The 13285-nt window shown below is 36.5% G+C and carries 13 protein-coding genes; 6 read left to right on the top strand and 7 right to left on the bottom strand.

The window, feature by feature from the left end; translation table 11 throughout:
* Window positions 1-327 precede the first annotated feature (327 nt).
* Window positions 328-825, top strand: coding sequence for a KH domain-containing protein (locus HYG87_RS05240; protein WP_211534160.1), 498 nt, complete (start codon window positions 328-330; stop codon window positions 823-825).
* On the top strand, window positions 731-2011 hold the full coding sequence (coaBC, locus tag HYG87_RS05235; protein ID WP_320055117.1) for a bifunctional phosphopantothenoylcysteine decarboxylase/phosphopantothenate--cysteine ligase CoaBC: 1281 nt from the start codon (window positions 731-733) through the stop codon (window positions 2009-2011). The genes HYG87_RS05240 and coaBC overlap by 95 nt, the downstream gene beginning before the upstream one ends.
* 267 nt (window positions 2012-2278) lie before the next feature.
* Here the strand turns inward: coaBC and HYG87_RS05230 are convergent, their stop codons facing one another.
* Together HYG87_RS05230 and HYG87_RS05225 are read right to left on the bottom strand one after the other, a co-directional pair.
* Window positions 2279-2944 (bottom strand): fibrillarin-like rRNA/tRNA 2'-O-methyltransferase, encoded by a 666-nt coding sequence (locus HYG87_RS05230; RefSeq protein ID WP_211534159.1) that lies wholly within the window; start codon window positions 2942-2944, stop codon window positions 2279-2281.
* 69 nt (window positions 2945-3013) lie between these two features.
* A complete protein-coding gene (locus HYG87_RS05225; protein ID WP_211534158.1) occupies window positions 3014-4216 on the bottom strand; it encodes an NOP5/NOP56 family protein in 1203 nt (400 codons plus the stop codon).
* A 104-nt stretch (window positions 4217-4320) separates the two neighbouring features.
* Between HYG87_RS05225 and HYG87_RS05220 the strand changes: the two genes are divergently transcribed.
* The 3 genes from HYG87_RS05220 (at window position 4321) to HYG87_RS05210 (ending at window position 7275) form a co-directional block, all read left to right on the top strand.
* A complete protein-coding gene (locus tag HYG87_RS05220) occupies window positions 4321-5226 on the top strand; it encodes a dihydroorotate dehydrogenase (RefSeq protein ID WP_211534157.1) in 906 nt (301 codons plus the stop codon).
* Between the two features lie 74 nt (window positions 5227-5300).
* Window positions 5301-6110, top strand: coding sequence for a dihydroorotate dehydrogenase electron transfer subunit (locus HYG87_RS05215; protein ID WP_211534220.1), 810 nt, complete (start codon window positions 5301-5303; stop codon window positions 6108-6110).
* 103 nt (window positions 6111-6213) lie between these two features.
* Window positions 6214-7275, top strand: coding sequence for an AI-2E family transporter (locus HYG87_RS05210; protein WP_211534156.1), 1062 nt, complete (start codon window positions 6214-6216; stop codon window positions 7273-7275).
* 105 nt (window positions 7276-7380) lie between these two features.
* Here the strand turns inward: HYG87_RS05210 and HYG87_RS05205 are convergent, their stop codons facing one another.
* Window positions 7381-7929, bottom strand: a complete 549-nt coding sequence (locus tag HYG87_RS05205; RefSeq protein WP_211534155.1) for a COG1361 family protein — start codon at window positions 7927-7929, stop codon at window positions 7381-7383.
* 241 nt (window positions 7930-8170) lie between these two features.
* On the opposite strand from HYG87_RS05205, the gene HYG87_RS05200 reads away from it, so the two are divergent.
* The gene (locus tag HYG87_RS05200) at window positions 8171-9958 is read left to right on the top strand and encodes a DNA-directed DNA polymerase (RefSeq protein ID WP_211534154.1); all 1788 of its coding nucleotides are present in this window, start codon (window positions 8171-8173) and stop codon (window positions 9956-9958) included.
* Between the two features lie 6 nt (window positions 9959-9964).
* Here HYG87_RS05200 and comE read toward each other — a convergent pair whose 3' ends face one another.
* The 4 genes from comE to purM all read right to left on the bottom strand — a co-directional run bounded on the left by comE (window position 9965) and on the right by purM (window position 13238).
* On the bottom strand, window positions 9965-10543 hold the full coding sequence (comE, locus tag HYG87_RS05195; RefSeq protein ID WP_211534153.1) for a sulfopyruvate decarboxylase subunit beta: 579 nt from the start codon (window positions 10541-10543) through the stop codon (window positions 9965-9967).
* Between the two features lie 32 nt (window positions 10544-10575).
* Window positions 10576-11067 (bottom strand): sulfopyruvate decarboxylase subunit alpha, encoded by a 492-nt coding sequence (gene comD / locus HYG87_RS05190; RefSeq protein WP_211534152.1) that lies wholly within the window; start codon window positions 11065-11067, stop codon window positions 10576-10578.
* Window positions 11068-11089: 22 nt separating this feature from the next.
* Window positions 11090-12115, bottom strand: a complete 1026-nt coding sequence (gene comC / locus HYG87_RS05185; RefSeq protein ID WP_211534151.1) for an L-sulfolactate dehydrogenase — start codon at window positions 12113-12115, stop codon at window positions 11090-11092.
* 94 nt (window positions 12116-12209) lie between these two features.
* Window positions 12210-13238 carry a phosphoribosylformylglycinamidine cyclo-ligase gene (gene purM / locus HYG87_RS05180; RefSeq protein WP_211534150.1) on the bottom strand — a complete coding sequence of 343 codons (1029 nt, stop codon included), beginning with the start codon at window positions 13236-13238 and terminating at the stop codon, window positions 12210-12212.
* Window positions 13239-13285 lie beyond the last annotated feature (47 nt).

The following is a 13285-nucleotide window of genomic DNA, read 5'->3' as shown; positions in this document are numbered from 1 at the left end:
ATTCCATATTTCTTTTTTTCAGAGTTTTAATTTAGATTTTATGAGGGGCATAAATTTATATTCTTAAAATTTAAACTATCTAAAAGAGTCAGGTAAGAGTGGCATACTGTAATATTATGATTAAATTTCATACCTGATATCATTCATGGCCCGTTTTTTTATTTTACTTCCCTTTAAGGAATTAAATAGTCTATCGGCATTCAAAAAATACATTTTCTTGAATATTTTGTCTTATTAAATTAATTAAAATTAAAAAGAGGATTTAATGGGAGAAAGCCTTCTTAAAACTTTAGTCATGTTTATAAAAATAAAAAGGAGGAACTATAAATGGTATTGCCAATATGTGATGTCTGTTTAAAAAGTGGGATATTATGTCCGGGCTGTGAAAAAAAGCTTAAAAATGGCGAAGTTACTCTAACTGAGCTGAGCATTGCAAAAATAATTTTTAAACTTGGGGATGGCAAACTAGATTTTAAACGGATTATTGATGGGGGAGAAGAGACTATAATTATCACAGAAAAAAATCAAGTTGGTCAACTCATTGGTAAGGGAGGGAAAATTGTAAGGGCCATATCCAAAGAAATAGGAAAAAAAATCAGGGTTGTAGGTGAAGGATCTGATTTAAAATCTGTTTCAAGCGATTTAATTGCTCCTGCACGAATTTCTGGAATAAATATAGTATATGGTCGGGACGGCCAGGAAAGATATAAAATAAGGGTCAGGAGAGAAGATGCCCACCGGCTACCGGGAAAACCAGAGCAACTTAATGCCCTTATCAAATTACTTACTGGTGAAGAAACAATTATTGTACTGGATGACCAATAAAAAGTTATATAAAAAAAAGGGATTTAAGAAGGTAAAAATTATGAATATAATTATGTGCATTACTGGAAGTGTAGCCGCCGTAGAGTCAGTAAAGCTCGCCAGGGAGCTTAAAAGACAGGGATTTGATATTAAATGTTTCATGAGTGATAGTGCCTGTCAAATCATTCACCCCTATTCCATGGAATTTGCTACAGGAGAAAAGGTGGTTTTAGAAATAACCGGGGCCATTGAACATGTTAAATATGCTTCTGCGGATTTAATTCTGGTTGCTCCAGCTACAGCTAATGTCATAAGCAAATTTGCCTTTAAAATATCAGATAATCCCATTAACTCTCTTTTAATAACTGCCTTTGGACAAAAAACTCCCATTATAATGGTTCCTTCCATGCATGATGCCATGTATCAGGCAGTGGAGGAGAACATAGAAAAGCTGGAAAATGAAGGAATCCAGTTTATTGCACCGCGCATCGAAGAAAGCAAAGCTAAATTTCCCCATATGGAGGATATAGTGCTAAAAGTACTTAGAGAAACATCAGCCGGTGATTTAAAAGGGAAAAAAGTATTAATATCTGCTGGAGGTACTTATGAAGCCATTGATCCAGTAAGGGGAATTTCCAATCGTAGTTCGGGTAAGATGGGGCTGGAGTTAGCAAAGGAAGCATATATTCGTGGTGCAGAGGTAATGCTATTGGCAGGAGAAATGAAGGTAAATATTCCCCCGGTTATACCAACTATATGCACATCTTCTACAGGAGAAATGGCAACCCAAATCCAGGATCTTATTATAGATTATGATATATTCATATCCGCTGCAGCTGTAGCTGATTTTACTCCCACCAATTTTGAAGAAAATAAAATTAGCTCCTCTAAAAACTTACTACTGAATCTAAAGCCCACTCCAAAAATCATAGAGAAGGCTAAAATTATTAATCCAGATATATTCCTGGTGGGGTTTAAAGCAGAGTATGGTGTTTCCAGAGAAGAATTGATTGAATCATCACTCCTTCAACTTAAAACCACAGATATAGTGGTTGCAAATGATGTTTCAATTGATGGTGCAGGATTTGGATCAGATTTTAACCAGGTTTTAATAATTGATAAAGAAAATGTGGAAGAAAATCCATTATTAACTAAAAAAGAGATTTCAAAAATCATTTTTAACAAAATTCTAACAAAGCTAAAATAATAAGCAAGTTAACAATTTAAAGATTAATCAAATAATTGAACTTAAAATAAATATTTTCATCCTCCAGAGCTTTTGCATTATGTGGGAGTATATCAATATTTGCAAAACCCCTGGAGGTGAAATTATGGCCACATGTTAGATGATGTATGGGCAATTATTTTTTTATGTACCTTCTATAATATAAAAGTATCAGTTCAACAAAATAAGAAATTATTCTATTCCCCTAAAACTTTCTCTCTTATTAAAAAACCAGTAAATAAAAATAGATTAAAAACTTAACTCTACGACCATGGCCAGATGATCTTTTTCATATGGCTCTAATTTAACTTTTTCTAGAATTTTAAATCCTGCACTTTTAAGTTTTTTTTCCTCATTTTTAAATATTTTTTGAGGTTTTTGTGTCACGTCAATACTTCGGGATTTAATCATGATTATTCCCCTACCCTTCTTTTTTAAAAATAATCTCATATTTTCCATGAAAAGCTCACTTTGCTGGGGTTGAGCCACATCACAATATATTAAATCTACTTTTTCTAAAAGATTCAGATAACGATGTGGCCGGGTGGCATCTTCTAGAAGAGGCACCATATTTTCTCTTTTTTCACATACCCTTAACAACTCTCTCATCATCCGGGGTGAAAACTCTACTGCATACAATAAACCATCTACTACCAGGTCAGAAATATGAGAAGGGGTGGTACCAGAAGAGGCCCCCAGATATAAAACCTTGGAATCTTTATATATTTCCAAGGTATCCATCCCATTTAAAATAGCCGCAGCCAGTTTAGAACGTCGAGGATCCCATATTCTATATTCTTTTCCTTTAAAATCCACTAATTTTTCTCCATACACTTTTACTTCAGGGGCGAGGTTAGGAGTAACCAGCGAATGATCCATGATATAGATTTCACTTGATTTAGTTAATTTTTCCATAATAATCACATTTTAGTTAACTGGCCCTTTTAAGGAATTTACCTAAATAAACTGAATGATTTTTTTAAATCATTTTCGGCTTTTCTTCTTTTTCTTTTTTCCATACTTTTTAGGCTTTTTACGGGAGGTTTCTTTTTTAATAGTTTTAGAACGGGAGGGTTTTTTTGGAAATGGATTTTCTTTTTTTATTTCCTCAACCTTTTCCAAAAACTGTTCTTTAATATGAGGATCAAATTCTCCTGAAAAAAGGTCTTTTCTAACTGCAAGGGATATTTTAGCAGCAAATGCCCGGGCTATTTTTCCTCTAATCCACCAACGCGCCCCTCGAATTTCAGGGTGCTGGTATATTAGCCCATGCTTAGGGGGACGTTCTCCTGTTTTCAAATGCCTGAAAAGAGCTTTTTCTGCACCTAATATTTGCACCGTACTGGAAGGGAAAATAGCAAGCTGTTTAATACTGCCCACGTGGGCTATGAGTTTAGCCCCCAGGGTGGCACCACAAAGATCCATTAAATTAGGAGCGATTTTGCCCATTTTGATTTCCACGTACTTCTCTATGCCTTTGCGAGAATCTTGCAATGATTTAAGTGAGGATGCAAAATTCTGGAGAATTAAAATGTCTTCTTCTTCTATTTCAGCACCCATGCTGGATTCTATATCTAAATTAAATTTTTTGAGGTTTTTTATAATTTTTTCACGGTGTCCGTATTCAGCAATTAAACCCACATATGTCTCATGACTTTTCATAGCATCCATTTCTGGAAAGTGGATGGCATACCATTCTCTGATGCGTTCAGATAATTTACTTATAGACTCATCCAATTCTTCAATGGAACTAACTGCCTGCATTAATAGTTTATCTTCAGATTCAGATGAATCTCTTATCTTTTTAAGGACCAATTCTTGATAAATATTACTAATTCGTGGATTAAAATCTATTGGGGAATCTATAAATCCCACATCTATTAGGATAGAAGTTAAATTATATCTTAAATGTTCTCCCCCCTGGTGGGGTGATTGGAATTCAAATTTTTCACTATTTTTAAGGTTTTTATAATTAGAAACACGTCTGGAATTTTCGATTACTATCTTTTCGTGATTTTTTACCATTCTTTTAAGTAGAAACTCTTCTTCCTTTACTAAATTACCTTCCTGTACATCTAAAAGCCGGGAAGATATTTTACTGGGTGGGAAAAGTTCATAATCCAAGAGAATCAAATCTTCACTAAAGGCCATAAAACCAGCCAGACAACTGGTGAGATAACATTTCATATAGTTAGTTTGTCTGACCTGATTTATAATTATTTAAAAATTTCATATTTACCATAGGGCCCTGATCTTTAAGGATAGGGAAACATAATTCATGAGGGTGAAAAATGCTGGAAATCAAAATCTGCGATATTAAATTAAAAAATCCCACCATGTTAGCTGCGGGTGTAATGGGAAGTACTGCATCTTCATTAAACTGGGTATATCGTTCTGGTGCAGGGGCGGTTGTCACTAAATCATTTTCTAGCCAACCAAATAAAGGTTATAATAATCCTACCACGGTGGAGGTGGAAGGGGGCATCATAAATGCCATAGGCCTCTCCAATCCGGGAGTGGAAACATTTAAAAAAGAGCTCAAACGACTTGATCCACAGGTTAAAGTAGCCGCATCTATTTATGGGGCTTCACCTGAAGAATTTGCTGAGGTAGCTTCACAAGTAGAAAAAAAGGTTAATTTACTGGAACTTAATGTGTCCTGTCCCCATGCCATGGGTGGATGCGGGGCAGCTATTGGACAGGACGCGGAACTTACATTTGAGGTGGTTAAAGCAGTTAAAAAGTCAGTTTCAATACCGGTAATAACCAAACTAACTCCTAATGTAACGGATTTAATTGAAATAGCAATCAGTGCTGCTGATGCAGGATCAGATGCACTTACCTTAATAAATTCACTGGGCCCGGGACTTAAAATAGATCTGGAAACCAGCCGGCCGGTATTGTCAAACCAGATCGGAGGAATGTCTGGACCTGCTATTAAACCAATTGCACTTAGATGCGTATATGAAGTTTTTAAGGCGGTTGAAATTCCTATAATTGGTGTGGGGGGTATTTTCAATTATCATGACGTGGTGGAGTTTTTATTTGCTGGTGCCAGTGCTGTTCAGGTGGGTACCGCTATTATGCACTATGGGCCGGAGATTTTCAATGAAATTGCTGTGGGTCTGGAAAAATTCATGATAAAGAAAGGATTTTCTCAGGTGGATGATATGGTGGGCATTTCCCATAAAATCTAATTAACTAATCAAATAAATTTTATAAAAAAGCATCTTAAGAAGACTTAAGGAACCGAGGGGATTAAATGGTAGATATAAAGCACGTTCCAAATGTAATGGAAATAAAAAAAATAATAAAAGAATCTGAATCGGTTAAAACTTTTATTTTTGATTGGAAAGTGGAGAATAAATACGATTATCCGTTACCAGGTCAATTTATGATGATATGGAATTTTGAAGATGAAAAACCCATGTCCATATCATTAATAGACCCCTTGAAAGAAGAACTGGGCATTTCCATCAAAAAAATAGGTAAATTTTCCAGCCAGGTTCACTCCCTCAAAGAAGGTGATAAACTAGGCATAAGGGGTCCTTATGGCAAAGGTTTTGATTTAAAAGGATCTAAAATCCTGGCTGTCGGGGGAGGAATAGGTATGGCTCCTGTTGCTACCATGGTAGACCATGCTCGGGATAGGGGCGTTTCAGTTGATGTTATAAGTGCTTCTCTTACTTCAAATGAACTATTATTCATAGAACGGATGAAAAATGCAGGGGCTAATGTTTTAAGTTGTACTGATGATGGCACCTGTGGATTTAAAGGATTTGCTACCGACCGGGTGAAACAATTACTGGAGAATCAAAAATATGACCTTATTATTAGCTGTGGACCGGAGCTCATGATGAAAGGCATTCTGGAACTGGCTGAAGAACACCACATCCCTGCTCAATTTTCCATGGAACGTTGGATGAAGTGCGCCATGGGTTTGTGCGGACAATGCTGTGTGGATGATACTGGCTGGCGAGTTTGTGTGGAGGGCCCTGTTTTCTGGGGACATGAAATAAAAATGATAACTGAATTTGGAAAATACCACCGGGATTCATCAGGAACTGCAAAACCATTTTAATCTTAATAAAATTACAGGGTTATTAGGGATAAACAAATCCTGTTTTTTTTTAAGATCATGAAATTAAATGTAATTTACACCGGATAATCAGGAATGATAATTAATGATTTATAAGTTAAAGGGAACATTCACATCTTCTCTTTTTCTGGTTTTGATTCTAATTTTATTATCTCTGGTAGTACTGTCTCCTATTTTAAAAATGATTATCCTTGGGGCTATTTTTGCCTATGGCCTAAGACCACTATCTCAAAAAATGGAACCCTATCTGCGCTTTAATTCCTTATCCATTATCCTGGCCATGGTACTTATAATCTTACCTCTAATAGTTCTTATAATATTCAGTGTTGAATCACTAATACAGGTCTTACCTAATGTGCTGGGTGTTGCTCAAAGCTCTGCTTCATCTAATCAAATTAATCAAAGTTTAAACTCTACTTTTTCAGATTTAACCATTATAATTCCTGATAATTTTCAATCATTCATCACTTCTGCTGGGGGAACCCTAAATAGTTTCATTAAAGATATTTTTGTAGGAATTCTTAATTATTTGCTGGAAATGGTTACTTCACTACCTTTACTGGCTCTGCAGTTACTGGTATTCATAGCTTCTACTTTTTATCTGGCCCGTGATGGAGATAAACTTTGGGAATATATTAATTCTGCTATTCCTGCTAAAAGAAAGGGCTTTTTCCACATAATGTATGATGAAACAGAAAAAGTTCTCAAAAGTATTTTTTATGGCCATTTTTTAACTTCTCTTGTCATTGGTTTAATGGCAGTGGCCGGATTTTATATATTGGGATATCCGTATGCTTTATTTTTAGGAATATTGGCGGGATTTTTACAATTCATGCCCATTATAGGTCCCTGGCCCACCTATACGGTTCTTTTAATTTATGATATTTTAATGGGGAATTATTTACGGGCAGTACTGGTGCTGATTTTAGGTGTGGTACTCAGTGGTAGTGATATTTATATCCGACCTAAAATATCTGGAAAATACGCTGATATCCACCCCCTGATTTTTCTGGCGGGATTTTTAGGCGGACCACTGGTATGGGGGTTGGCAGGATTTATACTGGGACCTCTTATATTGGGAGTAACCTATGCTGGACTAATGGCTTATAAAAAGGAAGGTCTGGAAAAAAATTCCGCTGAAGACTAGTTATGTTATATTAACTATGCTTTCTAAAAATGCCCCAATATATTTCTTAAAGGATTTTTATTTTAAAAATATAAAAAAAATAAATTTAGTTCTGAATTCTTTTATTTAAGAACCGGTGGTAACCAAGCTTTGGATATAAGCTATCAGGGATTGGATCAGGTTCATAATTTGCTGCCATATTCCCTGGGGTGTGGTACTAGCTGCAGCATATTCTGCCACATTTACTGGACTAGCTACTTTACTTGAAATTAGAGGTATGCTAAGTGTATTGGAATTGACTGCGTATTTATTTCCATCATCATCCTGATATGTTACTGCAAAGCCACCTATGAAGTAGGGATTTGATACAATGGCATCTTCACCAAACTCTTCTTTTACTTCAGCATCAGTGGGAATATATAACTTTTCGGTAAAACTCTGACTACCTCCTGGACTAATATTTCCCAGGAACTTGTAAAAATTTTGATCAGCCACACTTACATTATAAATAGTATTATTTCCCTTATTGGCTACCGTGTAAGTTATAGTAATATTCTCCCCTTCCCTGGCGGATAAAGGTCCTCTTTGGGTGGCTACGATATTCTGGGCATATGTGGCCCCCACTATGGTGATGAAAATTATAAAAAATATTCCCAGTAAAACATTTTTTTTCATAAAACCCCTCCAGATAAATTATCTGTTTAATTATTACTTAGTTAGGACTCTATTATTAATAAATTTTTCCCGGAATAAACTATTTAATAATTTAAAATATTTAAAGAGATATAATTGACTTTTGAGATTAAAATCCTTTTAATATATCTACCTAGTTTTCAATTAGCCCTTATTATTACTCTTTTTGTTTTTCTTATCTCAACCCATCACATTATATATGGTACACATCTAAATCATTCTTATGGAAACCAGGAATATGGTGCTACTGGATATTGATTATGTTACTCAGGATTCTAAACCAGTAATCCGTTTATTTGGAAAAGACAAAGGCTCAAATGATAATAATACAATCATAGCTCTGGATAAAACATTTGAACCTTACATTTATGTCATACCCTATGATATAGGACTATGTCAACATGAACTGGAAAACTTAGGGCTGGACAAAATTGAAAGAATTCAAAAAAAAGATCTGGGCCAGAATAGGGAAATATTAAAGGTCACATTAAAACATCCTCAGGATGTTCCCGAACTTCGAGACGATATATGGAATTTAAGTCAGGTAAAAGAAATTAGAGAACATGATATTCCTTTTTATCGCAGATATTTAATTGATAAAGGAATTTTTCCCATGTCTCAAATAAAGATTGAAGGAAATATTATTGAATCATCACCCTGTGTTTTTTCCGCTTCAGAAAATACTCTACTTTTGGAAATTGAAAAACCTCCCCAAAAACTGGAATCTGACTTTCCAGAATTAAAGATTTTAAGTTTTGATATTGAGGTTAGAAATCCTGATGGAATGCCTAATGCAGAAAAAGACGAAATAATTATGGTGGGCATTTCAGGGAACATGGGATTGGATAAGGTCATATCCACCAAAGGTCAGCATCTGGACTTTGTAGAAAAAGTAAATACCGAAAAGAAAATTCTGGAAAAATTCGCTGAAATTGTAAAAAATTACCAACCAGATGTTATTGTGGGTTACAATTCTGATAATTTTGACTTCCCCTATATAAAAGACCGGGCCAAACTGCTGGGGGTTAAACTGGACTTAGGAGTTGATGGATCTGAATTAAAATTCTTGAGAAGAGGTTTTGCCAATTCAGCATCTATTAAGGGTATAATCCACGTGGATCTTTACCTGGTAATGAGACGTTATATGCATCTGGATCGATATACCTTAGAACGGGTTTATCAGGAGTTATTTGGCGAGGAAAAATTTGATCTTCCAGGGGATAAATTATGGCAATACTGGGATGCGGGAGGTGAATCTCTAGAACAACTATTCAGATATTCCCTGGATGATGTGCAGGCCACCTATAAAATAGGAGAGAAAATACTTCCCTTAAATTTAGAACTAAGCAGAATTGTAGGCCAACCATTTTTTGACCTGACACGCATGACCACTGGACAACAAGCAGAATGGTTTTTTATGAGAAAATCACACGAATATGGGGAAATTGCACCTAATAAACCTTCTCATTTGCAGCACTCCCAAAGAAGAGGAAAAAGTGTGGAGGGGGGCTATGTTAAAGAACCTGAAAAAGGATTACATGAAAACATTGTTCAATTTGATTTTAGAAGCCTCTATCCCAGCATAATAATATCCAAAAATATCTCCCCAGATACCATTACTCTGGATGAAGAAAATAGTTACATAGCACCGGAGAGTGGCTATAAATTTTTAAAAGAACCTCCTGGATTCATACCGTCGGTTATAGGGCAGGTTCTAGATGAAAGATCCCGTCTTAAAAGAAAAATGCAGAAATCAGAGGATCCCATGGAAAAAAAGATACTTAATGTGCAGCAGGAAGCATTAAAAAGACTGGCCAATACCATGTATGGTGTTTATGGATATTCACGTTTCCGGTGGTATTCTATTGAATGTGCCGAGGCCATTACTGCATGGGGAAGGGACTATATTAAAAAAACCATGGAAAAGGCAAAAAAATTTGGCTTCCACAGTATCTATGCCGACACGGATGGATTTTATGCTACCTACCATCCTGAAGAAAAAGAAAAATAATTACCATTAAAGATTACTTTTTATTTCTCTCATGAATCGGTATTTAATTTCATCTGGATCTAGATCAATAATGGGAACATCTGCATTCCCGGGATTAACTCTCATATGTACAAAAACAGGACCTTTACTTTGGAGTGCTTTTTTAAAGTCAATTTCTTCTTGAAAAACCAGTACTGTTTCAAAACCTGCCGATTCTGCCAGAAGTGATAAGTCCACTTCTTCGCTGTAAGTGCACTGAGAACCAGTAGAACCATAGCATTGATTATCCAGGACAACTAAAATTAAATTTGGAGGGGCCTGAGCACTTATAGTAACTAAACTACCTAAATTCATTAAAATAGACCCATCGCCATCAAAAACTACCACTTTCCGGGGGACTTTACCTCTGGTTTCTGCATTTTTTAAAAGAGATATGGATAATCCCAGACCAATAGATGAAGCCAGGCCCATGGAACCCAGCATATAAAAATTTTTGGCATGGTCTTGCAGCTGGCAAAGTTCACGTGATGGAAACCCGATGTTACAGACCACCAGTTCCTGGTTCAACTCATCAATTATCCGGGATATGGCTTCTATTCGATCCATTTTTATCACTTCTTTTAAACCTTAATAAATAATTACCAGTACTGATTATCCAGCAAAACCCCTACTGGAAATCCCCCTGTAAGGGATTGTTCCCATGATTTGACTATGATTTCAAGGGCTTCTTCAGGACGACCTGGCCGGGAATAAGGTATATTCAGTGCATCTAAAATTTTAGGGGTGGCTTTACCCATGGGTATCTGACCATTTATTCTCTCTCCCAGGGTACCCCGGTGGCTCATAACCAGAAGAAGAGGTAGATGGTACAACTCAAAGAGTGATGCCAGAGCATTAACACAATTACCCAGCCCGGAATTCTGCATTAATATGGCTGGTTTTTTACCGGCTAAAAATGCCCCGGCACATATTCCCAGACCTTCTTCTTCCCGGGTAACCGGTATATGGACTATATGTGGATCGGATTCCACCATTTCCATTACCTCCCCCAGATTTACACAGGGCAGGCTAACCACGAAGTCTATCCCTGCATCCACCATACCCTGATAAACTGCCTGACTAGAATTCATATTATTGTCCTGAAATAACTATTTATGAAATTAATTCATCAAGATTAATATCTAAATCTATTGCAATTTCTTTTAATTGCTGATAGAGAACATCATCAATTTCTATACCTTTATCCATATTCTGTTTAACATTCATAACTTCCATATCTCCTGGTATGAATACGTTATCGGTGGATTTAATTTCCCCAATAAATGCATCCACCTGGGTTTTAAATATTTCCAGGTCTCCAAATTTAGAAGGATCTATGGCTATTATAAGATCTCCCTTGGTACATATTTCTTCTGGATTAGCAGTTCCTCTCACTCCTTTTCCAAAAGCAGCTTTAACCATGGGTCCTGCAAGTATTTCAATCATGAAGGCAAGAGCATAACCTTTATGGGCGCCAAAAGGCAATATGGATCCATTTAGAGCCGCTTCCGGATCAATAGTAGGGTTACCTTCTGCATCCAGAGCCACATTTTCTGGAATTTTTTCTCCTCTGCGCACTGCTTCTAAAAGTTTTCCCCGGGCAGAGGCAGAGGTGGCCATGTCCACCGATACATAGTGGTGGTTAGATGGTATTCCTATGGCCAGAGGGTTGGTACCCAGAATAGGTTCTTTACCTCCAATAGGGGCCACAGCAGGTTCAGTATTGGCAATAACAATTCCCACCATATCCTCCATTATAGCCATATCCGTATAGTATCCGGCCACACCGAAATGATTAGAATCATGTATTCCTACTGCACCTATACCTGTTTCTTTTGCTTTTTCAAGTGCTAATTCCATACCTTTATAGGTTACTACATGCCCAAAAAGATGATTACCATTTATTAATCCGGTAGAAACAGTTTCATTTTCGATTTCAATGTCGCCCTGTGCTTTAATAGTTCCATATTTAAGACCTTTCACATACTGGGGAAACCTTCCTATTCCATGTGAAGAGAACCCCTTTAAATCGGCATCCATAGTTACCTCAGCAACGATGTGAGCATATTCTGGAGAAACATCCATTTTAGTCAGTATTTGAGTGATTATTATTTTTTCTTGTTCCGCCGTTATTTTCATGATAAAACCTCTTTGTCAGCATATGTGCTATCCATTGATGAATTTAAGGCAAATTAATCAATATAAAATAATTTAAGTATTTTATATTAAAAATTCATAGTAGCAGGGTCTTATTTTCAAAGGTCTTAATTTCAACTTTTCCTGCTATATCATTCCTTACCTTACCAATAAGGTGGGCTTTTTCATATTTTCGTATGATATCCAGGGCTTTATCCACATCTTCACCTTTTAAAACTACTACAAATCCAATACCCATGTTGAAAACCCGATACATTTCCTCCAGAGGGACATGGAACGAATAAATAGATTTAAATATGGGGTGTGGTTCAGGAAGAGAATCTATTTTATAACCGGTACCCTTTTTCAAACGTTTGAGGTTAGTAAAACCACCTCCCGTAATGTGCGCCAATCCATGAATTTCCACATCACTTCTTAGAAGTTCCATGATAGGTTCCACATAAATAGCAGTAGGCACGAGGAGTTCCTCCCCCACCGTTTTTTCAGGATATCCTGGTAGGGGATCACTAACATCGAGACCAGCATCTTCAAAAAAAACTCTGCGGGCTAAACTAAGGCCATTACTGTGAATTCCACTACTTTCTATTCCAATAAGCAGATCTCCTTCCTCTATATTCGCACCGGTGATTATTTTATCTGCATCTACGATACCCATACCGGTTCCTGCCAGATCAAAATCTTTAATTATTTCAGGTAAAGAAGCAGTTTCCCCTCCAATTATGGCAATTTTAGATATTTCTGCACCTTTAGCAAGCCCATCACCAATCTGGTTTGCCACCTCCGGGTCTGGTTTTTCCACTGCCAGGTAATCTACCAGGGCTATTGGTTCTGCCCCTACACACAGTATATCATTCACCACCATGGCTATGCAGTCTATACCTACCGTATCATATTTTCCCAGCATACTTGCCACCAGGATTTTACTTCCCACCCCATCCGTACTCATGGCAATAGCTTTATCACCCAGGCGTACCAGAGCAGCAAAATGACCACTTTCAGTAATTACATCTCTAAATTTTAGGGTATCTTTTAGTTTAGATATTAGATGAGAAACAGTTTCCTCCTCTAAATCAATATCTACTCCTGAGTCTGAATAGGTTACCATTTAATCACCTTATCTACTTATTTCCTGCATATTTTACTGTTTTAAAT

Origin of the sequence: Methanobacterium alkalithermotolerans, from assembly GCF_018141185.1 — an archaeon.
Lineage (GTDB): Archaea > Methanobacteriota > Methanobacteria > Methanobacteriales > Methanobacteriaceae > Methanobacterium_F > Methanobacterium_F alkalithermotolerans.
The sequence above is the reverse complement of the archived record's forward strand: the minus strand, read 5'-3'. Positions and strand labels throughout refer to the sequence as shown.

Bases quoted from the DNA above. Each gene is read 5' to 3' on its own strand.
- HYG87_RS05240 (WP_211534160.1), top strand. From the start codon at position 328: ATGGTATTGCCAATATGTGATGTCTGTTTAAAAAGTGGGATATTATGT.
- coaBC (WP_320055117.1), top strand. From the start codon at position 731: ATGCCCACCGGCTACCGGGAAAACCAGAGCAACTTAATGCCCTTATCA.
- HYG87_RS05230 (WP_211534159.1), bottom strand. From the start codon at position 2,944: ATGGAAAAATTAACTAAATCAAGTGAAATCTATATCATGGATCATTCG.
- HYG87_RS05225 (WP_211534158.1), bottom strand. From the start codon at position 4,216: ATGAAATGTTATCTCACCAGTTGTCTGGCTGGTTTTATGGCCTTTAGT.
- HYG87_RS05220 (WP_211534157.1), top strand. From the start codon at position 4,321: ATGCTGGAAATCAAAATCTGCGATATTAAATTAAAAAATCCCACCATG.
- HYG87_RS05210 (WP_211534156.1), top strand. From the start codon at position 6,214: ATGATTTATAAGTTAAAGGGAACATTCACATCTTCTCTTTTTCTGGTT.
- HYG87_RS05205 (WP_211534155.1), bottom strand. From the start codon at position 7,929: ATGAAAAAAAATGTTTTACTGGGAATATTTTTTATAATTTTCATCACC.
- HYG87_RS05200 (WP_211534154.1), top strand. From the start codon at position 8,171: ATGGAAACCAGGAATATGGTGCTACTGGATATTGATTATGTTACTCAG.
- comE (WP_211534153.1), bottom strand. From the start codon at position 10,543: ATGGATCGAATAGAAGCCATATCCCGGATAATTGATGAGTTGAACCAG.
- comD (WP_211534152.1), bottom strand. From the start codon at position 11,067: ATGAATTCTAGTCAGGCAGTTTATCAGGGTATGGTGGATGCAGGGATA.
- comC (WP_211534151.1), bottom strand. From the start codon at position 12,115: ATGAAAATAACGGCGGAACAAGAAAAAATAATAATCACTCAAATACTG.
- purM (WP_211534150.1), bottom strand. From the start codon at position 13,238: ATGGTAACCTATTCAGACTCAGGAGTAGATATTGATTTAGAGGAGGAA.